Origin of the sequence: Sphingobacterium sp. JUb20 (assembly GCF_004342035.1) — a bacterium.
In the GTDB taxonomy this organism is placed as follows: domain Bacteria; phylum Bacteroidota; class Bacteroidia; order Sphingobacteriales; family Sphingobacteriaceae; genus Sphingobacterium; species Sphingobacterium anhuiense.
In genome coordinates, this window is sequence record NZ_SLYV01000007.1 from 200,218 (window position 1) to 224,500 (window position 24,283).

Here is a 24,283-nt window from a genome sequence, read left to right on the forward strand (position 1 = left end):
ACATCTTCTTAGTAAAACGTTTAAAAAAAGTTCTCTTGATCCAGATCAGAAAACTTTTGCTTCTTATCTAGGTAGAAATCAGTAATTATTGATTTTTTATATTGTCCAGTTTTATTTTCTGTTGGCATATGATTTTTTCTCTTTTTAGCGTTTTTGAAAATATTCAGGAAGAAAGCCTGATGTGCTCTGCTAACAGCCCAAGCATCTTTAAATTTGCGATCAAAAGCAAATTTAAATAAGGCTGCAAAATCAAACCAGAAACGGATAAATATAACTGTAAATAATTGCCCTATGGGTAGGTTTTTTTGCAACATAAACAAATTGTTCCTGAAGTTTAAATAAGTCTTTTGTGGGTTACTGGCATTTAATGTTCCGCCTCCTACATGGTACACAGTAGAGTCGGGGCAATAACCAATACGGTATCCCATTTTTTTTAAGCGCCAGCAAAGATCTATTTCTTCCATATGGGCGAAAAAATCTTCATCTAATCCTTGTGCTTCTTTCCAAGCCCAACTTTTGATAAATAGGGAGGCTCCTGAAGCCCAAAATATTTCTTTTTCATCATCATATTGGCCAAGATCATATTCTACCTTGTCCATAATACGTCCACAGCAGAATGGGAAGCCATACCGATCGAGGTATCCACCTGCGGCGCCGGCATGTTCAAATTTTGCTTTATTATGGAAAGCAAGTATCTTCGGTTGTGCGGCAACAAGATGTGTATCCCTTTCGAGCATTTCGATGACAGGTTCTATCCAGTTTGGTGTAACCTCGACATCAGAATTAAGCAATACAAAATAATCTGCTTCCACACGCGAAAGGATATGATTATAACCACCCGCAAAACCGTAGTTTTCGGTGTTCTCTAAGATGGTAATTTTAGGATATGAAGCACGTACAAATGATAAAGAGTCATCTGTAGAAGCATTGTCTCCAATTACAAATTCTATATTAGGGTAACTGCTGTTGTATACAGAAGGTAAAAATTTTTCTAAGAAAAATCTCCCGTTCCAATTTAAAATAACAACTGCTACTTTAGGGTAATTTTTCATTTTCTACGTTTTCTTTTCCATCTTCTGTGCGTCCAAAGCCAATATTGTGGCTCTTCACGGATTATTTTTTCCGTAAAAGCATTATGGATATGGGTGATTTCCTTTTCGGAGTAAGAAGATGGATTCTCAATTAATGTTGTAAATTTACAAAAATAATATCCTCTTTTTTCTTTTCTTCCGATGTGGCAAAAAACTACAGGACCATTTGTCATTTTAGAAATTCTTTCAACACCTGTGTAAACAAGCGTTTCCTGATTAAGGAATTGCAGAAAATAGTCGGCATCGGAATATAATGGAGCCTGATCTGCTACAAAAACGCTGACACTTGGTTTTCCTCTTAATTTGGCTAGATGTCTAACGATTTGTTTCATAGGAACCATAATTGCACCGAATCGAGAACGAACCTGATTGTAAACATTATCTATGGTTTTATTATTAAGAGGCTTGTATACAATGAGGGTAGGAGCTTCAGTAATTGCTCCCAGACGATGGATGCCATATTCCCAATTGGCATAATGTGCGGTGACGGCAATAACTGTTCTATTTTGGTTCAGGTGCCTGGTTAATTCATCTTCATCAACTAGTGTGATTCTTTTTTTTACTTCGGTAAGACTGATGTTTTTGAATTTTAGACATTCTAAAATCATATCAGGGAAAAAACGATAAAATTTCTTCGCTATTTTAATGATCTCTTCGTTACTTTTTTCTGGAAAAGAATTTCTAAGGTTATCGAATACGACATTTTTGCGATATCTTATGATATAATAGAATACATAGTACAACACATCAGATATCATATAGATGAACCAAAATGGCATCAAAGCGAAAAGGTATAAAAGTGCTGCTAATGCTTTTTGTTTCATGTAAACGTTGTAACTATTGTAAATCTTACCTGCAAATATCCCTAATTTAAGTTATTTTTGCAGTAGATAAAGTAAAATTCAACGTTTTTTTATGTCAACTCATTTATTATTAACGACTTGCTACCTTCCGCCGGTTTCTTATTTTCATTGTATCCAACAAAATGCATTACCTGTATTGATTGAGAAGTATGATAATTTTCAAAAACAAACTTATCGTTCTAGAACACGGATTGCAACAGCAAATGGTATACAGGAATTAATTGTGCCTATACAGCATAGTAAAAAGGAACGTTCACCAATGTCGGAAAAACGTATTTCTTATGAGTTTGATTGGCAACGATTACATTGGTTGAGTCTTCAAGCAGCATACCGCAATTCTGCTTATTTTGAATATTATGAAGATGATTTTGCACAGTTTTATAATAAGAAGTTCGATTTTCTCTTTGATTTTAATATTGCACAGCTTGAGCTTTTGTTAAAATCATTGAAATTAAAGCGTGAATTGTCGTTTACAGATGAATATTTTAAATCTGTTCCAGATGCGTTAGATTTTAGAGACCGTATACATCCCAAGAAAGAAAGTCTCTTATTAAACCCGAAACCTTATTATCAAGTGTTTGAAGAGAAAAATGGATTTTATCCAGATTTGAGCATTGTGGATTTATTGTTTAGTCAGGGACCGCAGTCAAAAAATTATTTTTAATATAATTGATCATATATAAAACTTTTAGAGTCTATTATTGTAATACAATAATAGATTCGTTTTTTATGAAGAGTATTTTAACAACTGTATTTTGTTTGTTCTTGTGTTGCTCTGTTTTTGCCCAGTCGGGTGTAGATACACTTCATTACCGCAAAGTGTATTATTTTGGTGGAACAGGAATGGGCTTTCCGTTAGGTAAGACAAAAGATGTTCTGTCTCCAAAGTTTTCAGGAAGTTTAGGTTTGGATATTTCATTGAAAAATCCAAAGTATTATCTATATCCAGCTTTGTATACATTATCGTTTGATTACAAGCAAAAGATTCAGGACAATCAGTATCCTTATAAGATAGAGGATGCTAATGCTAATTTTTACATGTTCTCCCTAGCTGGGGGTATTCGTAAACAGCTAAAGAAATTAAATGCCTATGCTTATGCAGGTCCTGGTGTTGGATTCTTGACAGAACCAAGAGTGAAGGTCGATGCTGTCAACAGTATGGCTAAAATTGAAAATCAGAAGAAATTCTCTTTTTCGGGAAAACTCGGGGTTGGTGCTGATTATCGATTTAATGGTTTTTTCCTTGGTTTAGAAGTTGGTTATTTGCATTCTTTTAATAAAATACAGGAAACTCCAATCAATATTATGACTGTTATGGTTGGGCTTAAGTCAGATATAACAAGATTAGGTGATAAAGTAATTAAAGTAATAGGAGTAGATGGTTCAATTAGCGGAAAAGAGACGAAGTAGCGTACTCTTTTCCGATTACGCCTTTAATTATGGATTTTAACAAAATCTTCTGTTTTTTCTCTCTTTTGATTTGCAATCTGATTAATGATGATTTTGAACGCTTCAAGACGGGCTTTTTTCTTGTTATCCGTTTCAATTTCTATCCAGGGTGATAATTTGGTGCCGGTAGTTTTAAATAATGTCTTGATGTAACTGGTATAATCACTCCATTTTTCTTGTGCCTGTTGGTCAAGAGGGCCAATTTTCCATTGTTTTAAAACGTCTGTTCTTCTTTCTTCCAGTCGCTTCGCCTGCTCTTCTTTAGATATACTTAAAAAGAATTTAATGACGATAACTCCATCCTGTATTAAAAGTTCTTCTACTTCATTAACCTGTTTTAAAAATAGCATATGTTGTTCCGGAGTACAGAAACCAAAAACTGGTTCAACAACGGCCCGGTTATACCAGCTTCTGTCAAAGAACACAATTTCCCCTGCATTGGGAAGCTGTTTGAAATAGCGTTGAAAATACCACTGAGTAGATTCTTCTGCAGTCGGTTTAGGGAGGCTGACTACCCTTAATTTTTTGGGATTTAAATATTCTACCAATCTTTCTATTGCGCCACCTTTACCAGCGGCATCTCTACCTTCAAAAATAATCAAAACACGTTTATTGTCTGCAATGACTTTATTTTGAATCGCCGTTAGCTCAATTTGCAGCTCATGTAATTCCTTCTCGTATTCATATGTCTCTAAAAACTTTTTTTCCTTGATTACTTTCTTATCAATCAAGTACTGAAAAACCTCTTTATTGTTTAAAATATTTACAAAGTCTTCTAAATTGAAATCTGCCATATCGATTGTGTTTTAATTGAATTACTCTTTTACAACAATAAATATACCTTAGAAGTTTAATATTCAGTGGAATTTGCATTATTTTTTTTGAGACATAATAAAAACATCCATGCTGTCGTTATAAATACATCAACTCTAATAATGGAATATTTAGGGAGGATAGAAGTTATTAACAAATATTAATTTTGATAATAATTATAAAAAAAATAAAACGAAGCACAATAATTTAATAAGTCAGTCGTTTTAATTACAAATACTTTTCATAAAATAGGTTAATATATGGCTAACGATAAGCTTGAGGTTCCCCACTTCAAGCTTTTCTATTTTTTAGCTAGGCTTAAGCAAGTATAGGTGGTTATATGTAAATAAGACGTCAATTTTTTTTAAAACAGAAGAGTTTTCATTTTGAGAACCTATTTTTGCTTTCAAATCATAAGATATGGAATACATCAATAATGTTAATGCCTTCATTGCTGCCGAGCGAAATCAATTACTTGCACACCCCCTTTATTATAAAATAAAAACTATTGAAGATCTTCAAGTGTTTATGCAAGGGCATATATATGCTGTGTGGGATTTTATGTCGTTATTGAAAGCATTACAGCAGAAATTAACCTGTACAACAACGCCATGGTATCCTTCAAAATTTCCGAATACAAGATATTTAATTAATGAAATTGTTGTTGCCGAGGAATCCGATGAATATATAGACGGTCGTAGATTGAGCCATTTTGAAATGTATCTGGACGCTCTAGATACAATAGGGGGGGATAGTAGTGAAGTTAATAATTTTCTACAGAATGTTTATGAAGGCGGTGATATTTTAAAAGTTATTGCCGAAAGCGCTTTGCATCCAAATATTAAAGAATTCTTAGCATTTACTTTTGATGTTATTGAAAATGGATCAGCTCATGAAATCGCCGCTGCGTTCACTTTTGGAAGAGAAGATTTGATACCGGATATGTTTTCTTCTATTTTAAAAGAGATCCAACTTAATTTCCCAAATTCAAATTTGGAAAAACTGCTCTATTATTTTGAAAGACATATTGAATTGGATGCAGATGAACATGGACCCTTAGCAATGAAAATGATCATGGAGCTGTGTGAGACTGATCCTGTAAAATGGAAGCAAGTGGAAGAGGTTTCAAAAATTGCTCTACAAAAACGTATTAAATTATGGGATGCTATTGACCAGATGCTGTAAACAAAAATGATTTAATGAAGTTTAATCATAGGGTTATTGTAATTTAATATGGGCGTTCTATATTTGTCATTGAAAATAGACTAGTTGTAAGCATATATGTTTTTTCAATATCTACATGAGTTATGGAAATCTTTGATAAGAAGGAAAGTCCGTGTTTTTATCCATGAACAAGAATATGAATTGTCCGATGATAGATCGGGCAATTTTTCTATTATAACGTATAATATTGCAGGTTTACCTCAAGTTATTTCGGCAGCCAAAACAAATCGGTCAACTAGTATCGCGACTATAGGTGTGCTATGTAATGAATTTGACATTGTGCATATTCAAGAAGATTTTAATTACAATACCTTCTTATACGAAGGCGGTAATTCTCATCCTTACCGTACCATCAGTATGGGGTTAGCTATTTTTGGGGATGGCCTGGATAGTTTGTCCCGATATCCGATAACCGATTTTAAGCGAATCGAATGGCAGAATAGGACGGGTTCAGATCGTTTAACACCAAAAGGCTTTAGTCATTGTACTGTGCATTTAGGCTTAGGTGTTGAGGTAGATTTTTATAATATTCATGCTAATTCTCAGGATCATCCGCGTGCAGCAAAGGCTAGGCGGGCTAATTATTTGCAATTGGCTACTTACATCAATAAGTTTTCAGTAGGAAAGGCAATCGTAGTTGCCGGTGATTTTAATTCTCACTTCTCATTCTCTGAAGATAACTTGGTGGAGTTTATGGATAAGACAAAGCTGGCAGATTGCTGGATCATGTTGCAACGTGATCACGTGATTCCAATTATTGACCCCCTGTTTTTATGTGTTGATATTATGGATATTAATAATGAATCAGAATCAATTGATAAAGTCATGTTCAGAAGTAATGATAAGCTGACGTTAATCCCAAAAGTTTATGAAGTAGAGAAAGAAAAGTTTGTCGATCAGTATGGCGAACCTTTGTCTGACCATTGGCCTATTTCAGTTGTTTTCGACTGGAAATTGAATGATGAGGTATAGATTGATATTTTTCCTAAGTAAAATAATTCCTTACAACAGATAGGAAATCAATAATTTTGTTTCGCATGAGATGCATTTATTATTATAGATAATACAAAATTATCTATGTTTGAAAGAAAAAAATATGGCTAACGCGACAGGATATTTAAAAAAGTTACGCTTAGAGGCAAAAAGAAATTTGGTAGAAGGTGAAGTATTTCTTAAAGAAAATGCATTGCGTGATACTGTGGTCAGCCTGCCTTCTGGTTTGCAGTATGAGATCGTAGAAGAGGGCAATGGTAAGAGTCCTAAACTAACCGATAGTGTGAAATGTTTTTATGAAGGACGCCTTATCAATGGAACTGTTTTTGACTCAACCGCCAAGAAGAAGAAACCTGTATCTTTTCCAGTGAATGAAGTGATAGCTGGATGGACAGAAGCACTGCAGCTCATGAAAGAAGGTAGTAAATGGCGTTTGTTTATTCCATCTGCGCTCGGATATGGAGAATTAAGTGTTTCGAAAGAAATTGGTGGAAATGCTGCACTAATTTTTGAAGTAGAGCTTGTATCTGTTCATTAAATTTTTCGGTCTCAATAAGAGAATAAAGCCTCATATGTCATTTGCGCATGCAGGTTTGTTAAGAAAAATGTAAGTTTACTAGGGAGGGAGTTTGTGGGTCGATATGAGTTTTAAAAATTCGTCATTCTAAAATATGTATCCCTGCTGGATGATAGTCTACATAATTAGACTTTCTGTATGACAGGAAATTGAACTCATATTCTGTTTTATTCAGAATAAAAATATAGGTTTGTAGTATGAAGATAGTACAAACCGTTTTTTTGGAAGATGTTCGCGTATTTGCTCCAATTGGATTTTATGTAGAAGAGCAACTATTAGGTAATGAATTTCTGGTAAACGTTTCCGTAAAGTTTGATGCAGGTATTGATGATCACGAGAATTTAGATAAGACCGTGAATTATGAGATTTTATATCAGATCATCCATCGGGTCATGAAGCCAAAAAGGAAGTTATTAGAATCTGCTGCTCACGAAATACTAAAGGCTATACATGATCATTTTTCATTTGCAACAACAATAGATGTTTCTATAAAAAAAATGAATCCTCCCTTTGGTGGAGATGCTGCGCATTCTAAAGTTGCTGTTCAATACTCTTGCATTTAGTAGTAAGCGAGATTGATACAAATTGATAGTTTGAGCTCTCTGTTTCATCGGTATATAAACTAATTTATATACCATTAAATAAATAATCAGGATTATCATTATTATAATATCTAAGACAAAGTCACCAAGGCTTTGTCTTTTTTCTGAAATTTTTAAGACGGATCCAATTGTCTCCCTTTGCTTTGCTTCAAATTTTATGTATAAAGCAATGACCAAATTCTTCCTTATAATAAAATAAATTTTTAAAACCTTTTCTATTTGTTTTAAAAAAATCTCCAATTCTTTTATTGATCATCGTTTATCTGAGAAAAGTTGTAGCTGGAATAGACTAGTGATGTATTCGTTCGAAAATAGAAAGACCAGTTAATTTTCCTGCCTTGAAAGGATAGGGGGGAGGTTGGGAAATAGATCGAGACTGTTTAAAATACAATATATCTTAAGTAATTAGTATTGATTTGGATAAATTGTTTGTTTAAATAGTGGTAGTAAAATATTCTTATATATTCTTTTATATGTTTTTTGAATGAAAATAATATCCTTACGCTGTTCCCTAATGTAATATATTATGTGTAGCACTGTCAGGATGTTAAGTGTGATTTAATATGAGGTGTTTTGTTAAAAAGCTCACTTAACAACCTTGTTCTTGAGCCTTGGTTTGTAATTGGAATAATGAAATGCGAAAGGCATTTAATAATATTGGTTTTACATTTTGAATTTAAGGTGTAAATGAAGCTTTTTGAAGCTGCTTTAAGCTCTTTTTAGTAATTGACCAGCTGATGCGCAGATATGGTGTTACGTGGCTTTAAATTGAGTTTGATTAAAAGTTATTGAAGTCATTAATAATGTAAAGAATGTCTTTAATGATTTTTTTAAGCTTCATTGATGCTGTATGTAAGTACTATACAAGTTGTCATTTACAGCATGTTTTATAATAAAATATGATAGCATTAAAAATTAAAATAGTGTAAATAATTTGTTTTAATTTATGTATTTAATATGTTGATTATTAATATTTTATTGCATTTTTTTTTATCATGTTAATGTCGTCTGACAAAGTTTTAAATGAGTTTTTATGATTTCATGTTTATCAACAGGAATTAAGCACCAGGCAATCTTAGTTAAACATTTTGCTATCTGAAACTAATCAATTCCTGTTTTATGGTTTGATTATAACACTTCGCTTTTATAAAAGAATATTTGTCATGCTCATTCTTATAGGGGAGGTAAAATATTGAGATGCTATTATTTTTAGTTTTCATGTTATTAAGAGCAAATGAATCTACTGTTTAAACCTTGTATGTCTAATTGAAGTATTAATGATTAATAATATGATTGCAAATTTCGCAATGTTAAATCAAATCATATTATTTTTCAATTATCATAGTATTATTTAGTTAAATTAATTCTTTATATCATTTCATGTTTATATTAACTACTTCGTTTACAGTATATACCTGATGTCTTGATGGTAAAATGTATATTTTTGAATCCAAATGTTCATTAAATTTCCCTTATTTGTGATTGTTCGGTAGCTAGCTTTTAATAAAATGATCGAATCAGTTATAAAGTTGGACATCGTTTGGGGGCATTGTTGTCTAGTCAAAGTTCAAATTATTATATCTATTCATGTTTTTTTGAACAATTATAACTTCTGCTTTACTATTTATTAAAAAATGAATTACCTTCATTTAAATTTTAGCATATGAAAAATATCATCCTTTCTCTTTTATGTTTATTTTTTGCAACGGTTGTCAAAAGTCAGACGCACCAGTTGCTCTTTAAGACAGCGTATGGCAATATTAAAGTTGTCTTATATGACTATACACCAGCTCACCGGGATTTAATTTTAAATGCAATCAAGACTCAAGTGTACAAAGACGCTTTATTCAATCGTATTATTTCAGATTTTGTAGTGCAGGGGGGAGAGCATGATATTGATATTGAGAAGCGTGAATCTGCGGATCCGGCCAAAGAAAAACCTCGTCTAGCGGCTGAGTTTGATCCAAGAGCATTTCATAAAGTTGGAGCATTGGGAGCAGGAAGGGACGGAAATGCGGAGAAGGCCTCTTTCCTTAATCAGATCTATTTTGTCGTAGGAAAAAAAATAACAGCAAAAGAGCTTGATGATCTGGAAGTGAAGAAAAAAATAAAATATACTCCTGAGCAAAGAGCAACATATTTAAAAATTGGAGGACAGCCCCGTTTAGATCATGACTTTACCGTCTTTGGAGAAATATATGAAGGATTGGATGTCATTCTAAAGATCAGTAAAGTAAAAACAGACAGTCAGGATTACCCAGTACAGCCCGTTCATTTTGAGCTGTCAGAGATTAAGAATTAAACTATTAAATGTTGAAAAAAAGAGTGATACATCCTTTCTTGTTTAACGGCTGTTTATTCAGATAGTAGAAATTCCGCATAAAAATCAGGTATACCACTAGCTTTTATTTCATGAGCTACCGCAATAATATCAAATGGAACCTGTATGATTTCGGTATGTATTCGGTCTTCATGAAGTTCGACTAAAAGATAAGTTGCATCTTTGCACATCTTTTTTGATCTTCCCACGGAACCTGTGTTGATTGCCCATTTTTTGTCAATATCTTTGATGAAAGGGAGATGTGTATGACCCATAACTATTATATCAGCATGAGTTTTAAAGAAGATATCTTCAAAAGTACTGTTGGGTTCTGATGCATAAAGATATGCTTCATTGCTTTCCAGACTTCCGTGAATCAATTGAATCTTCCAGTGCTTATGTTTGACCTTAAAGTCCAATTGCATTAAGTAAGGGAGCTGCCCCAAGAATAATTTATTTTCATGTGTGATAGTTTCCTTACTGTGTTTAATGGCAATTATGCGGTTCTCAGTTTCTTCAGCATCATGTTTTTCTAATGGGATAATGGGGAGATCGAAAGCTATACGTTCATCGTGATTCCCCATTAAGCAGGGGATTTTTTCGTTTTTGATCAGTTCGATCACTTCATTACCCCAGGGAGCAAAGTCCACAAGATCACCTAAGCAATATTTATAATAAATGTTTTTTGATTGAATATCTGCTAGTACTGCATTCAGTGCAGGAAGGTTTCCGTGTATATCACTAAAAATGGCAATCTGAATCATGATCTAATTTTAAAACAAATTTAGATTATTATCAAGGCTACATATGGTGTTTTTTACTGATTTAATAGTGTTTTTGAATTGGTTTTCAATGACATCCAAATAAAAACAATATAAAATGTACAAAATTATGCGTAGATTTTTCTTATCCTACATCAATTAATTTGAGGCTTTCTTCCGCTAACTTTGTGGTATACAAAAGGAAAAAATATGAAAAATGTAGAAATTATTGCAAAACCGCAAGCAGCTCACTTTGTTGGAGATGGATTTCGAGTACATAATTTAATACCAAGTATTGCTTCTGCTAGTAGGATGAGTCCATTCATTATGCTGGATTATAACTCAACTTACCATTTTCCGCCAAGCGAAATTCCAAAAGGAGTAGGAGTACATCCACATCGTGGATTTGAAACCGTGACTATTGCTTACAAAGGTCGTGTAGAGCACGGAGATAGTTCTGGCGGCGGCGGAGTTATTAAAGAAGGTGATGTTCAATGGATGACTGCTGCATCTGGTATATTGCATAAGGAATTTCATGAAACAGAATGGAGTAAAACCGGAGGAGACTTTCAGATGGTACAGTTGTGGGTCAATTTACCTGCAAAAGATAAGATGAGTACGCCAAAATATCAAGCTATTGCAAATAACGAGCAAACTAAAGTGAAACTTGATCAAGGAGAGATTGAAGTGATTGCAGGAGAGTATCAGGGAAATAAAGGGCCTGCTTCAACTTTTACACCCATGCATGTTATGAATGCTAAGTTGGAAGCTGGAGGAAAAGCATCCTTTTCTTTCCCGGCACATTATAATACTGCCATGATTGTCATTGAAGGAAATATACTAATAAATGGTAAAGATAAGGCTCCAACAGACCATTTTGTTATGTTCGGAAATGAAGGAGAGGAATTTAATGTTCAGGCGTTAGATGAGGCGGTAGTATTGATTATGAGCGGAGAGCCTATTTTAGAATCTATTGTAAGTCACGGACCATTTGTGATGAATACTAGAGCAGAAATCAATCAGGCATTTGAGGATTTTCAAACAGGTAAGTTCGGATATCTGGCTGATTAAGCTAAAAAAGACGTGCAGAAATGTAAAGCAAGCTCCAAAAGTTAAATACTTTTGGGGCTTTTGGTAAAAAGTAATGACCCTATTCTTTAAAATGGCATAGTGCGATTAATTTTTAAGTGGTACTACTGCGAATTTCTTATCTTCAAAATATAGTTGTAACTGTTGTTAGCTTCATCCGCATTGTTTCTATATTTAAAATGCAGTGCTAGGTCTTTTTGCAAGTCTTTAAAAAGAGTCATCATCTGTACTAATGCTAACCAATTATTATCAGTAGACGCATCCGCATATGTTTGCAATATGCTTTGGTACAATTTCGGATCAAGGTGTTTTTCAGCAAATCTTCCCGATTTACCAAATGAAACCTGAAATTGTTTTTCAACCCCGATATGCCAAGCTATTAGATGCATGAACATAGGACGGATTACTGTTTCCATCGTATCTTTGGCATATAGAATTTCCCGGCGGGCAAGTCCTTTGGCAACATATGTGCAGACCCACCAAAACTCATTGCACGTCTCTATGAACATTCTTTCACTAGGTTTAGTGATGTGATAATCATGATCATTAGCAGGAGCGATCTTAGGAAAAAGTAAATCTTTATCTACCCAAACTTCCGTTAAACTATCACTTTTGAAATGTGAGTGGAACTTATCGATAGGGAATAAAGTTAGATCTACACGATTTTCATCTTCAAAAATCATTAAGTAAGCAAAAGTTATCCGATCTTGATCAGGATCATTTCCTAACAACATCTGATCGGGAAGTTGCTGTACCAAGACTTTACCAATAAAAGAGGTCCAATCTTTGTCAGCAATAAAAGATTCGATATCGGTTACAATAAATAATAGATCAAAATCTTGGTATTGATCGGGCTTAATTCTAGGATTTGCACGCGAACCATTCAATAAAACTGCGCGCACCCGATCATCTCTTTTCGCAAAAAAGAGAATTTTATTTTTTATGTTTCTATCGTTCATGATATGAAGGCATGATAAATAATGCTGTAAATTGGTGAAAAAAAAGCAATTAATAAATTATTAGATCTAGTAATACCAGATGTCTTTTTATTTTAAAATAAAAAACGGGAAATATAAAATCATTTTATATTTTGCCGTACTAAATATTTAAGACATATGGCTTCAGGTATATTTGCAATATTGGATGATATTGCTGCTTTAATGGATGATGTTGCGGTTACTAGTAAGATAGCAGCAAGTAAAACCGCAGGAATTCTAGGCGACGATTTGGCTGTAAATGCTGAGAAAGCCACAGGATTTCTATCTTCTCGTGAAATTCCTGTGCTATGGGCTATTACAAAAGGTTCATTTATTAATAAAATTATAATTGTTCCGATTGCACTGTTATTGAATGTTTTCTTTCCTATTGCCATCAAGTTTATTTTAATCATCGGAGGTATCTATTTAGCCTACGAAGGGGTTGAAAAAATTATAGAGTACCTTTTTCATCGCCAGAAAACAGGCCATGAAGTGGTTGTGGAAAGTGAAGAAAATAATAGTGAAACTGAGAAAATAAAAGTGAAATCAGCGATTACCACGGATTTTATTTTATCTGTAGAAATTGTGATTATTGCTTTGGGAACTGTATTAAATGAGAGTCTGACAATTCAGATTCTAACAGTAGCGGTAGTTGCTTTATTTGCGACTGTTGGTGTTTATGGAATTGTCGCATTGATTGTACGTATGGACGATGCAGGGTATAAGCTGATCAAGAGATCTAATGATGAGGGTGCTGTTTCTAAGCTAGGACATTTATTGGTTAATTCCTTACCTGTTGTTATCAAAGTCTTGGCAGTAGTTGGAACAATTGCATTGATTTTAGTCTCTGGTGGTATTTTTGAGCATAATATTGATTATTTGCATCATTTTTTACCTCAGGTTCCTTCATTATTAAAGCAAATAGCTTATGGTGCAGTTGCCGGTTTGGCCGCAGTTTTGCTTATGACAGGGGGAAAGAAGATTTTTGCCAAAAGTTAGTAGAAAATTAGAAGTTTTAAAAAAGGCATCCATCGGATGCCTTTTTTGTACATATATTGTTTCATTAAGATTCTGTAAATAATATAAAAAGAGGAATTGTATAGTATGCTGATATTATTTTAGGGGATTTAACGATTAAACTTTATGACAAATAGGGAAATAGATTTTTTAAGCCATAACGAATCAGCCTGGAATAAACAGGCATTGGATCAAAATGAATGGTCTCAGCCGGTAAGCTCAGCTTTAATTAATGCTGCTAAACAAGGTGTATGGGATGTACATCTTACCCCAGAGCCTTTACCAAAACAATGGTTAGGTGATATTAGGGATAAAAAGATACTTTGTCTTGCTTCAGCTGGCGGTCAGCAGGCTCCCATATTGGCAGCAGCAGGTGCCAAGGTTGTTGTTTTTGATATTTCAGAAGAACAGCTGAGACAAGATTCAATCGTTGCACAGCGAGATGGACTTTCTCTGGAAACGATTCAGGGAAATATGAAAGATCTGAGAATATTTGATGATCACTCATTTGATATTGTCTTTCATCCGATATCAAATCATTATGTCGAAGATGTAAATCCAGTATGGAAGGAGACTTATCGTGTGCTAAAAAAAGATGGATTTTTACTGGCTAGTTTTTTTAATCCAGTTGTATTTATTGGGGATAGAAATCCCCAGGAAATTACCGACGGTATAATTAGGCCCAAATTCAAGTTGCCATATGCAGATCTGAAAGATTTGGATGCTGACGATATTGAGAGAAAGATTGAACGACAGGAAGCATTGGTTTTTGGTCATACTTTAGCGGATCTTATCGGTGGACAATTGCGAGCGGGATTTATGATTGCTGATTTTATAGAAGATTCGCAGCCTCGACCACGATTCTTAATAGATCAGTATCTCCCCACTTTTATTGCAACGAAGGCTGTTAAGCTATAATTTGATGTGAAAATGAGAACTCCCAGATCAAGATCTTAAAAAAAGTATTGCAACGACATGGTAGTCGGGTTCTTTTAAGTAGTTTATCATGTTCAAAAACCTGGATTCAATATGGAGAATTTAAGTAAATTAAAAGGTAGTGCCGAATTTAAAAATCGAATACTTTCGAAAGATGATATTAAGCAGATCACACAGTCTAAAGGACTTTTAGGGATTTCCTTTATAAATTGTCCTGTTCAGGACGACGATATTTTGGAAATTTCTAAACTTAGCAAATTGGTCAATGTTACGCTTGAAAATACCCGTATAACAGATCGTTCGCTTGAATATTTAGCAGAATTGCCAAATTTAAATTACTTGTTCATTACGCAGGCGAATGTATCTGGGCAGGGATTTGAATATTTTATCGGACATAAAAAGTTGAATTGTGTTTGGGCCTGTCATACGAACTTAAATGATGAAACGTTGAAGATTGTTGCGCAGTTGCCTAAACTTAGTATATTGAGAATTGATGCTACGGCTGTTACATTTGAAGGTTTAATGTCAATTGCAGGTAATCCAAAGATTGAGATTGTTGCGAATGATCTATTTAGTAAGGAGCAACTAGAGCAGTTTGAGCAACAACAAAGAACCTTGGCCAAGAAAAAGAAGTCGGTTAATTCACAAGATATTACTGATGCTTCCCAAAAACTACTGCTGTTTTTTAATGCGATGACTGAATGGGAGATATATGCCGCTGTACATGGCTTTACAAATGAAACAAGTTTAAGATGTAAGTTACTTTTTCAGGAACATTGTACTTATAAACCTCGTAAAGGTTATCGACCAGATGGTTTATATTATTCCAACGCACCTAACCATACGTATTCGACGCACAAGATTGTGGATAGTGAGCAGTCAACAAAAAATAAGATCTATCTTTTTACCAAAGACCATATTGATTTTCAGTATCGTTTTATCTTGGTTCGGAATGATGATGAGTGGATGGTAGATGATGCACAAAGATTAGATGGAGGTTGGAAGAAAGTCGGATTGTAATGCAAGTTGGATTAATTTATAAATGTTAATAGTTTTAATGAAATTACTACGGATATAAGATAGGAAGGGCGAATTTAAATTAAATAAAAAGAGAACTGTTGAATTTGGTTATTATTGTTGACTACATATTAAGCGGACTATACAAAGGAATTAATTAACATGGATCCTACAAAAAACAAGCTCCAAATCGGTAAATTGTTATTGATAGCAATTCCATCTGTTTTTATCTTTTTATTGTTCTGGATTGCAACAGTATATATTGGTAATACTTATTTTGGTTCCAAATCGAGTTCTGGACAATTTTTACTCTGGATATTAAGTGGTATCATCAGTTTTATCTGTTATCCAATTGCCTCAAAACAAATTTCTAACCTCGTAGCTTTAAATAAGAATAAGATAAAGTATCCAGTTTTTGAAAGACAAAAATTTGATAAATCTGATTGGTTCTTTTTTATTTTCCTTCATAGTATTACAGCACTTCTATTATTCTGGATCTTTTCTGATTTAGAACACCATGTGCAGATCTATAATTTTTTTGTAGATACCTTTGGGAGGAATTATAAAGGAGCTCCAAATTTTCCAGTTCTATTAATATTTATTTTCGGAACGTTTTTCCTATTGGCCATAGTTTACGTCCTATTTCTTAGGATTAGATATGGTACTTTTAATGAACCTAAGAGTCTTTCAAGTATTGAAGAGAAGAATTTCAAACAAAAGCAGGAAATTTATTTTTCATATGTAGCATCAACGACACTGACGGTAATGATGCTTTATCTGTTGAAGTTGGTATTACTTGTGTAATGTATGGTAAAGATTTTTACTTTTAAATCTCTGTATTAGTAGTTGTTTATTATGTTCAAAACATCCATTTATTGTGTATCATGTAAGAGAAGAACATAAGTTTGGGACCAAGAGATGTAGTAGTATGATTATATTATTATTTTACAGCTTTGTTATTATTGTTATGGATTTAAATGCTGTTTGTATATACGGTATGTGCTTGTTTTTTGTTTCATATCCGAAACTGTTACTTGAACTTCATTTTTAGAAATGTTTGTGTAAACGATCTGTTTTGGGTAATCGTGATTCGGGTTTTCGAAAGTATATCCTTCTTTCTTTTCCACAAAATTAAAGGGTATATCTTTTCCTTTATTCTGATTAAGGACTGAGGCAATAAAGGTTATTCCTTTTTTATCTTGAGTAAGTTCCAGATATTCAGAAACGATTATCTGCCCATGCTTCATCTGGTAAGAAAAGCCTTTCATAGTGGACTCATTTAATTGATCCCAGTGTTCATAGTGCTCTGTGCTATTGATTTTCCATGTTCCTACTAAAAAAAGGGGAAGTTTTGACTGTCCGTAAGAAGCAATGCTTGCTAACCACATGATGCAAAGTAAGGCGGATTTCATATGAGTATTATTAGTTGAACTTACTTTTTGGCCGTATGAGATAATTCTTTCTGTTTTCTATATCATTCAGAAGCAGATAGTCACCGCCGATCGGTTTATAGATGAAATAATTGAATCTCTCTCGTAGTGTTCCATCTTCGTCTATTGTAACAAACTGTTTAAAGTATATGTTTTTTTTAGGCATTGTAATCTGGAAATAACTCGTGCCGTCCCAGCCATTTCCAGAAGATCCATTCCCTGTGCCCCATGTCAGGTGTTTAGATATATTCCAAAAGGAACTTTCTTTCCAATGCTCTTTTTGAACAAATGTTCGTTGGAATAGCGTTGAACTATCGTAAGGCGTCACTGTATATTTTACTTCTTTATCATTCTGGTTGTAAGTTGAAGAATGATAAAAAAGAGCATCAGTAATCAGGTAATGCCAGGTATTATTTTTTAAAAAGAAGAGTTTGTGAGTATTTTTATCCTCACCGGAAATCCTGTCCGTGAAGCTCACTGAAAGATATTTTTGCTGAGAAAGTAAATTTTCTACTTCATTTTGAGTAAATCTCTTATCGTCAGCGATATTTTTAATAGGAATCGCGTTGCTGTCGTTATTTATGATCCATGTCCTGTAGGTATTCTGGTCTATATCAAGGATATAATCATTAAAAGTATCAAAATGGTGGTTTTCATTCTGACGAAACTTAAGTTTAAGGGAATCAGTTAATTGCCCTTTTAGATTAAATTTGTACCAGTTATTTTCAATAAATACGTTGCTGGCTTTCTCTGTACGGCCACCAGTGATTATGATTATAGTGCTGTCGTTAGCTTGTAAAACTGGTTCGATAAACTCACTATCGGTCCTTATTATTTCGTAATAGTCGTCGATTACACTATCAAGTTCTGTATAGCCTTTGTATGGTTCGGGAAGTGCTTCAGTTCGTAATTTAAATTGTTGCCAGTACATCGAGGCATCTGGTAACACTATAATAACAGCGAAAGCAGCAGTCCATATTGCCAGTTTTTTATATTTTGCTTTCTTATTGGGTATTTTCATTGATATAAGGTCTATAGCTATATGCTTTGGACAAACCACTTTTGCTCTTTTTCTTGGGTAAAATTAGTGATTTTTTTGAGGAAGACAATATTTGCGTAATACAGTAAGTTTGTTGAAAAATTAAGGCTACCTGGTGTGAAAGTAGCCTTAATCTTGTAGTCAGATTTTACGGAAACAGTTTTTTGATTTTATCGATTTCAAAATTGTTCTGAGGGTTGAATGACACAGAATTCATATAATGCAATATTGATTTTTTCATTTGTGTTACCTCTAATCTTTTGTTTCGATTTTGGAGTAGATCTGCGGATGAAATTATTATTTTACCTTTTCCAATTTTTCCTTCGATGATTAGTCCTAACGATTGGTTTGTAAACCAGTCATCTATAATACGTACAATGGGTTCAACGTCTTCGCCGAGCTCTTTCAGTTTCAAAGCATTGGCATTGGTAACCAGTCCCCACCATTGGAAATCAGAATAGTAGTCTGTCGGAAATAGCTGTAAAGCAGGGTGATTGGGATTTACCAGTACACCCATTACATGTGGTGGTTGTTTATTTGTCCAAGCTGTGTTCCAAAAGATAGGGGAGTATCCCATCACAATCTCTCCGCCATTTCCTTTTTTAATACTTCCTGCTCTGGGCGAAAATAAAACTTTTCCGCCCTTTTCAAGAATGGTATACGCTTGTTGATCTAAGGTGTCGGTGATGTGTACATCGCCTTCATAAGAGGGTGACGTAGCAGGATAGACCCAGATATTCCAACTGTTACGATTTGATCCTACCTGTACAGTAAGTTTCAGTTGCATAGGCACAAGGATTTCTCGAAGGGGATATTTGATATGACCCAAAATATGCGCATTTCCTAAAGGGATCGTCTGTGTATCGAGATTTCCGCTCGCTATAATACGACCGTCAACTTGTGTGAGATTCCAAGTTGGAACAATATCCTTGATATTATCTTTTCCGAAATGGGCAATTTCTATAGATGCATCTAAACTTTCATCATTATTGTAAACCATTTTAGGAAGCCTGATCAGAGGTACGGTAGGTCCAGAGAATGTCTTAAATTCTTCAGGTGATATGTATCCTTTTTCTTCCCAAAAAGCATCGAGTACACCTACCAATGCAGTACCTTGACCAGGAAAATCACTTAGTCCAAGGAGTTGGAAGCCTGCAAATCCAGGAGTGCGCAAAGCAGCTTCGATATCAGCTTTGTAGGTCATTGCCTGATGTTTACCTGAAGCAAGCAAAAAGCTATCAGCTAAATGTTCTAATTTGTTTTCCTGAAGCGTTTCTTGAAAAACTTCAAAATTATGTGCTTTTAACACCCCTGTGTATTTATCTATTTCTTTAAAATTAGGGTATGCGCACCATTGTCCCACTTCATGAGAAATATAAGGAACTTTATATTTTCCTGTGATATTCAACCAATCAAAATCTGTGGAAGGCGGATTGGCATTGTTGTAGCTTTCGAGACCATCCCCCCATACATAAAGTCTCGGATACATGGCATTATAAAACTCATTCTCTTTAATATCGGGCCATCCTGCTCCCGATGTATAAAGGTGTCTGTTGTCATGTTTCTTTAAATGATTGACAAGTTTGCCTAAGAAATCTCCTTGGTTTTTTCCATCAGGTTCGTTTCCATAAGTATACAGTATAAATGAAGGATGATTCCCGTATGTATCCAATATACGGTCGGATTCTTCATATATCCATTTGTCAAAACCGTTTCCTCCTCCCACTAATGTCCATCCACTACCTTCTACCTGTATATAGATACCTAGTTCATCTGCTGCTTCAAAAGCAGCTTTTGGAGGACACCAAGAGTGAAACCGGACGTGATTTAATCCATGACTTTTGACTACATTGTATATGCGTTTCCATTCGGTTATTTCAGTAGGAGGGTAGCCAGTTAGTGGAAATACAGCACAGTCTAAAGTGCCCCTGAGGAATGTCAATCGATCATTAATTTTAAATTGTGTTCCCGATATCTCTAGTTTTCGCATTCCAAACGAGGTCTGGTATTCTTTCATATTGTGTTCATCTTGCATTTTTACAGAAAGTTGGTACAAAAATGGAGTAAATTCATCCCATTTGTAAAAATCATTCCCCATTGGATAGACCATCTCCGTTTTATTTTTCCCCGGAGCTATTACCTCCCGAATCTCAATACTTGGTGGTTGGTGGACTTTTGGCGTGAATTTGGAAGATGCCTGTAATATAAAGTTTGTATTTTTAGAAGATTGAGATTTATTATCTGTTTGAAGTACGATACGTACTTCTTTCTTTTCTATATCAGGATATACTGCTATTTGCGTAACTGTAATTTTAGGAATAGCACGTATGTGCAATTGTCCCACAATACCGTTCCAGTTTGTTTGGGTATGATCGGAAATACTGTGGGCGTTCATACCGACATCAATGTTTTTAATGCGATTGTCAACCCGTATGCTAATGTGATGATTCCCTGTTTTGAGTTTCCCCAAATTATATTCATGGGGTACTCCCAGTGCATTTTGCATACCGATTTGTTTGCCATCGATCCACAATGTGGTTTCCCAATGAACACGCTCCAGATGCAATACAAGTTCCTGATCGCTCATAGCTTTGGAAATCGTAAAAGCACGGTTATACCATGCTGGACCTACATAGTTTTTATTGGGCTGTAACCAAAATATGGTTTTATAATTATCTTTTTCACGGAATTTTGCATAACGATCTGATTTAAACCAGGTGGAATCAATAATGCGTCCCGTCCATTTTGTATCCTTATCTATTGTATAACCTTGATTATTGGAAGCTAAGGTACCGGGTAAGGTTAGTGTTTCTGTGAAGTCTGTTAACTGCCATTTTTTTGTTACACCCACATCTTCAGGGTCTAGTTTGAATTTCCAGACTCCTTTTAAGTCGATTTGCTGACCACAAACAATTGTTACATAAAAGAGTAATGTAAATAGAAATGCTATTTTTTTCATTTCAATATTTTTAAAGTTTATAATTTGTGTTTGCACTTAATGCGTGTGATAATTGCAAAAGTTGGTGATCATATCAGTATGATTTATGTACAAACATTACAACTTGCTCCATAAGGGCAAGACATTCCAGTAACAAATTTAACACGTGATATTTTTAGAAGAATGTACTATTTAATCAAAAACATGCATTTTTTATTCATTATTGAATGTCTTAAGCACTATTTGATAAGTTTTTTTTAAAATTATTTAATTTCGTTATTCTGAAGCAGTAGAATTATTAAAAAGGTATCACTAAATTTATAGTAATAATTTAAAATATAGAAATTATCATAAAATATGTTCGGTTTTCTTTTTTTAGGACTGGCGTTTCTTTTCATTGTTATTTTTTATTTTGCAATTGGGCGAAATAGGCCGATGTTGATCCTGAATGGGATCTTGACAACGATCATTGGTAGCCTGTCTTTTTTAGGTATTTTTAGGGCTTATCCACCATTATTTATAATGGCTTTAATCGGTAGCATTTTGTTGAATGTTGCTATATATCGGAAAGTGAAGAGCGCTCGGGTAAACGTCACGTTATTATTGATAATTCAGTCGCTTAGGATCGTCATTGAGTATTATCTTTATCAGTTATATCTCGAAAAATTAATTCCTCAGATTATGACATTTAAAGGTTTTAATTTTGATATTATAATAGGGATATTCAGTGTTGTGTTTCTGGTTATTTCCTTATTCAGGAAATCTATCTTGAATAATTGGATATTTGCACTGTGGAATTATGCTGGTATTGTTTCGCTGATTTCTATTGTCCTTATAGGGATATTTTCCTCCCCGGTACCGATACAGCAATTTAGTTTTGATCAGCCCAATGTTGCCGTTCTTTGTTTTCCCTATGCATTACTGCCAACAATTATTGTTCCTATAGCACTATTGTCACATATATTACTGCTAAGAGATAGAAAGCGGTAGAATAATTTTTTATAATTATAATTTAAACAGGTAGAAGCTGTTGAAAGTGCGGAAGTAATATTACTATTTAAGTACAAAGTCTGTCTCTTATCTTGAGAGACAGACTTTGTATAGCAGTATTACTTATTATTGATATTATTGGGTTATCAAATAAGCAGACACTAAATATTTACTTTCTGTTTTCTCAAATTCCGCATCTGGTATAGCTATCTTTATGCTATGCTTGCCTTTTTTTAGTGGTCCTAAATTGATAACACGAGTAGGAACTGGTCCTCCTGGGCACCAAGAACGACGTTCTTTACTGATGTTTCCGAAATATATGCCATTTGGTTGCGTATTATAGATTTCGTAAGGTGTACAGTCCTGGTTCATATCTATACGGATATATTCTTTAGCATCCACATCAATAATGTGCTGTCTCCAATTGTATTCTTCTCCACCTTCAGCTGCACCATGGCCAGATGAAATAAGATAAAGAACAGTCGTCTTGGTGTCTTCAGGTAATTCAAATTCTACCTCTTTACTATTTTTTCCAGCTGTTTTGTCCTTTCCATCTAAACTGTAGTAGCTTAATAGGGAAATTGCTTTTTCCGAAGATAAGGTTGTTTTTTTGTCGCTTATTAAATCAACAGATACGTTGAACGTTAATAATGAACCATCGCATCCGATTACTTCTCTTTGGCCTGCTCCGGTAGTTCCAAATACTTCTGTTACGAGATACATTTCTTTATCGGTTTGTTTGATCGTACTGATCATCTGATCTATTTGAGCTTCGTAAGGTATATGGTCTGGATGACGACTTCTGTACATGAACGGTGTCATAATACGTAATATTTCAAACTGTTCACCCTTTTCCTTGTCAAATTTCTCACCTTTTGGCATAACGACTAAAGTCACTCGGCCAATTCTATCGTAATTATCACAGCCCGCTTTGATTGTAACTTTAACCTTAAGGTTATTGCCGATTTGCTTTATTTCGCTCGGATTTAGCTGGTATAGGTATTCGGAATTAGTGATGCGCGTTACACCTCTAGGAACAGAATTGGTAACAGTTTGGGCATAGCCATCAAAAAAATCAACATTCTTTAAAATATTGATGGTTACGATCTTTTGTTTTAGTTTTCTTAAACTGGCTGTTATATCCTTACCTAATACAGTTATTTTTTGTTTCTTAGGTAGCTGATCGAAAAATAGCTGTGCTTTATCGAGGTCAAAAGCAGACCCATCAGTGCTTACATACATTTGCAATGCTTCAGCCGCATATGGTTTGGTAATATCTGCTGATAAAAACTCTGAAAGCTGTGCAAGCTTGTGGTTTTTTACACTGTCAATTTTTGCATCAACAATTTTACTTTGATTCGTATCTTCTGGTTTTACTCTTCTCTTCTCCCATCCTAGTAATCTTAAAGCAGTGTCTATCTTTAGATAAGGTTTTTTGAAAACCATATAATCATCGTTGGTGGTTGAACCTGTAATTATTGCCTTTCTTAGGTAGCCTTTTGCATTAATATTTACGATGCTTTGTGAAAGATATAAGTATAAGGAATTAGGATCTGCTAAAGCATTGGGTGAGGTATTGGGCTTTGTAAATTGTAATGTAGCACGAACATCTACATCGGCAGTACTTTTAAAATGAAATTTGTTGTTTTTAATAACTGTACTGTCTAATACTGCCTGTCCTTTACTTTGATAAGTCAAATAAATCATTCGGTTGGTAGAATCATAAGTTGGTATGTTGACTATTCCCTGTAATTGAAAGGAAACATCTGTGTTCTTTTGCGCCATCACGTTTGCAAATAATAGGACAGTAAACAAAAGCAATAAATACTTTTTCATATTTGAAATTTCGGTTTAAATTGTATTTGTAATTCTTTCTGTAATAAGTTTTATTCAATTTAAGGTACGAATAGGTCCTTAATGCCGTAAATATCTGTAAAATTTGAAACAAAGCTTCATTTTTATTAAAATACAGTTTCATTTCTATTTGTGTGCACTAGTGCTTTAAAAGACGGTCGCAAGCTCAGTTACTTGGATTTACTTAAAGAAGCATTTTACGTAGTAGTGAATGATAGTTACTTCCGGATATTTAATTTTTATTATATATAAAGTGGATTTAAGATAACCTTTGCTGAACATTGTTTTTTAAATTTATATGCA

General features: G+C 34.1%; 22 protein-coding genes. 13 read left to right on the forward strand and 9 right to left on the reverse strand.

Going from position 1 to position 24,283, the window contains the following annotated elements:
- Window positions 1-20 precede the first annotated feature (20 nt).
- Together EDF66_RS13520 and EDF66_RS13525 are read right to left on the reverse strand one after the other, a co-directional pair.
- The gene (locus tag EDF66_RS13520; protein WP_132843242.1) at window positions 21-1,052 is read right to left on the reverse strand and encodes a glycosyltransferase family 2 protein; all 1,032 of its coding nucleotides are present in this window, start codon (window positions 1,050-1,052) and stop codon (window positions 21-23) included.
- Window positions 1,049-1,915: a lysophospholipid acyltransferase family protein gene (locus tag EDF66_RS13525; protein WP_132843244.1), complete on the reverse strand. Its 867-nt coding sequence runs from the start codon at window positions 1,913-1,915 to the stop codon at window positions 1,049-1,051. Before EDF66_RS13525 ends, EDF66_RS13520 begins: the two co-directional genes overlap by 4 nt.
- A gap of 91 nt (window positions 1,916-2,006) precedes the next feature.
- On the opposite strand from EDF66_RS13525, the gene EDF66_RS13530 reads away from it, so the two are divergent.
- A complete protein-coding gene (locus tag EDF66_RS13530; RefSeq protein WP_132843245.1) occupies window positions 2,007-2,618 on the forward strand; it encodes a WbqC family protein in 612 nt (203 codons plus the stop codon).
- A 65-nt stretch (window positions 2,619-2,683) separates the two neighbouring features.
- Window positions 2,684-3,364 carry an outer membrane beta-barrel protein gene (locus EDF66_RS13535; RefSeq protein WP_132843247.1) on the forward strand — a complete coding sequence of 227 codons (681 nt, stop codon included), beginning with the start codon at window positions 2,684-2,686 and terminating at the stop codon, window positions 3,362-3,364.
- A gap of 23 nt (window positions 3,365-3,387) precedes the next feature.
- Here the strand turns inward: EDF66_RS13535 and ppk2 are convergent, their stop codons facing one another.
- Entirely contained in the window at window positions 3,388-4,197 is an 810-nt protein-coding gene (gene ppk2 / locus EDF66_RS13540) for a polyphosphate kinase 2 (protein ID WP_132843256.1), read from the reverse strand.
- Window positions 4,198-4,636: 439 nt separating this feature from the next.
- Between ppk2 and EDF66_RS13545 the strand changes: the two genes are divergently transcribed.
- From EDF66_RS13545 to EDF66_RS13565, 5 genes are all read left to right on the forward strand, one after another.
- Window positions 4,637-5,401, forward strand: coding sequence for a DUF3050 domain-containing protein (locus EDF66_RS13545; protein WP_132843258.1), 765 nt, complete (start codon window positions 4,637-4,639; stop codon window positions 5,399-5,401).
- Between the two features lie 96 nt (window positions 5,402-5,497).
- Entirely contained in the window at window positions 5,498-6,412 is a 915-nt protein-coding gene (locus EDF66_RS13550) for an endonuclease (protein ID WP_132843260.1), read from the forward strand.
- A gap of 124 nt (window positions 6,413-6,536) precedes the next feature.
- Window positions 6,537-6,971 (forward strand): FKBP-type peptidyl-prolyl cis-trans isomerase, encoded by a 435-nt coding sequence (locus EDF66_RS13555; protein ID WP_132843262.1) that lies wholly within the window; start codon window positions 6,537-6,539, stop codon window positions 6,969-6,971.
- Between the two features lie 236 nt (window positions 6,972-7,207).
- Window positions 7,208-7,573 carry a dihydroneopterin aldolase gene (folB, locus tag EDF66_RS13560; RefSeq protein WP_132843264.1) on the forward strand — a complete coding sequence of 122 codons (366 nt, stop codon included), beginning with the start codon at window positions 7,208-7,210 and terminating at the stop codon, window positions 7,571-7,573.
- 1,702 nt (window positions 7,574-9,275) lie between these two features.
- The gene (locus EDF66_RS13565) at window positions 9,276-9,914 is read left to right on the forward strand and encodes a peptidylprolyl isomerase (RefSeq protein WP_132843266.1); all 639 of its coding nucleotides are present in this window, start codon (window positions 9,276-9,278) and stop codon (window positions 9,912-9,914) included.
- A 53-nt stretch (window positions 9,915-9,967) separates the two neighbouring features.
- On the opposite strand, the gene EDF66_RS13570 is transcribed toward EDF66_RS13565, so the two are convergent.
- Window positions 9,968-10,696 carry a metallophosphoesterase family protein gene (locus tag EDF66_RS13570; protein ID WP_132843268.1) on the reverse strand — a complete coding sequence of 243 codons (729 nt, stop codon included), beginning with the start codon at window positions 10,694-10,696 and terminating at the stop codon, window positions 9,968-9,970.
- Between the two features lie 207 nt (window positions 10,697-10,903).
- On the opposite strand from EDF66_RS13570, the gene EDF66_RS13575 reads away from it, so the two are divergent.
- Entirely contained in the window at window positions 10,904-11,764 is an 861-nt protein-coding gene (locus EDF66_RS13575) for a pirin family protein (protein ID WP_132843270.1), read from the forward strand.
- 122 nt (window positions 11,765-11,886) lie between these two features.
- Here EDF66_RS13575 and EDF66_RS13580 read toward each other — a convergent pair whose 3' ends face one another.
- Window positions 11,887-12,741 carry an aminoglycoside 6-adenylyltransferase gene (locus EDF66_RS13580; RefSeq protein ID WP_132843272.1) on the reverse strand — a complete coding sequence of 285 codons (855 nt, stop codon included), beginning with the start codon at window positions 12,739-12,741 and terminating at the stop codon, window positions 11,887-11,889.
- Between the two features lie 156 nt (window positions 12,742-12,897).
- Between EDF66_RS13580 and EDF66_RS13585 the strand changes: the two genes are divergently transcribed.
- The 4 genes from EDF66_RS13585 to EDF66_RS13600 all read left to right on the forward strand — a co-directional run bounded on the left by EDF66_RS13585 (window position 12,898) and on the right by EDF66_RS13600 (window position 16,533).
- Window positions 12,898-13,758 (forward strand): DUF808 domain-containing protein, encoded by an 861-nt coding sequence (locus tag EDF66_RS13585; RefSeq protein ID WP_132843274.1) that lies wholly within the window; start codon window positions 12,898-12,900, stop codon window positions 13,756-13,758.
- Window positions 13,759-13,902: 144 nt separating this feature from the next.
- Window positions 13,903-14,694, forward strand: coding sequence for a class I SAM-dependent methyltransferase (locus EDF66_RS13590; protein WP_132843276.1), 792 nt, complete (start codon window positions 13,903-13,905; stop codon window positions 14,692-14,694).
- 111 nt (window positions 14,695-14,805) lie between these two features.
- The gene (locus EDF66_RS13595; RefSeq protein WP_132843278.1) at window positions 14,806-15,732 is read left to right on the forward strand and encodes an NTF2 fold immunity protein; all 927 of its coding nucleotides are present in this window, start codon (window positions 14,806-14,808) and stop codon (window positions 15,730-15,732) included.
- Between the two features lie 159 nt (window positions 15,733-15,891).
- Entirely contained in the window at window positions 15,892-16,533 is a 642-nt protein-coding gene (locus EDF66_RS13600; protein WP_132843280.1) for a hypothetical protein, read from the forward strand.
- 161 nt (window positions 16,534-16,694) lie between these two features.
- On the opposite strand, the gene EDF66_RS13605 is transcribed toward EDF66_RS13600, so the two are convergent.
- The 3 genes from EDF66_RS13605 to EDF66_RS13615 all read right to left on the reverse strand — a co-directional run bounded on the left by EDF66_RS13605 (window position 16,695) and on the right by EDF66_RS13615 (window position 21,157).
- Window positions 16,695-17,141, reverse strand: a complete 447-nt coding sequence (locus EDF66_RS13605; RefSeq protein ID WP_132843281.1) for a DUF6265 family protein — start codon at window positions 17,139-17,141, stop codon at window positions 16,695-16,697.
- 10 nt (window positions 17,142-17,151) lie between these two features.
- The gene (locus tag EDF66_RS13610) at window positions 17,152-18,180 is read right to left on the reverse strand and encodes a hypothetical protein (RefSeq protein ID WP_132843283.1); all 1,029 of its coding nucleotides are present in this window, start codon (window positions 18,178-18,180) and stop codon (window positions 17,152-17,154) included.
- Window positions 18,181-18,346: 166 nt separating this feature from the next.
- Window positions 18,347-21,157: a sugar-binding domain-containing protein gene (locus tag EDF66_RS13615; protein WP_132843285.1), complete on the reverse strand. Its 2,811-nt coding sequence runs from the start codon at window positions 21,155-21,157 to the stop codon at window positions 18,347-18,349.
- A gap of 336 nt (window positions 21,158-21,493) precedes the next feature.
- Here EDF66_RS13615 and EDF66_RS13620 point away from each other — a divergent pair, with 336 nt between their 5' ends.
- Window positions 21,494-22,126 carry a hypothetical protein gene (locus EDF66_RS13620; RefSeq protein ID WP_165902445.1) on the forward strand — a complete coding sequence of 211 codons (633 nt, stop codon included), beginning with the start codon at window positions 21,494-21,496 and terminating at the stop codon, window positions 22,124-22,126.
- 135 nt (window positions 22,127-22,261) lie between these two features.
- Here EDF66_RS13620 and EDF66_RS13625 read toward each other — a convergent pair whose 3' ends face one another.
- A complete protein-coding gene (locus EDF66_RS13625) occupies window positions 22,262-23,962 on the reverse strand; it encodes a peptide-N-glycosidase F-related protein (protein ID WP_132843288.1) in 1,701 nt (566 codons plus the stop codon).
- Window positions 23,963-24,283 lie beyond the last annotated feature (321 nt).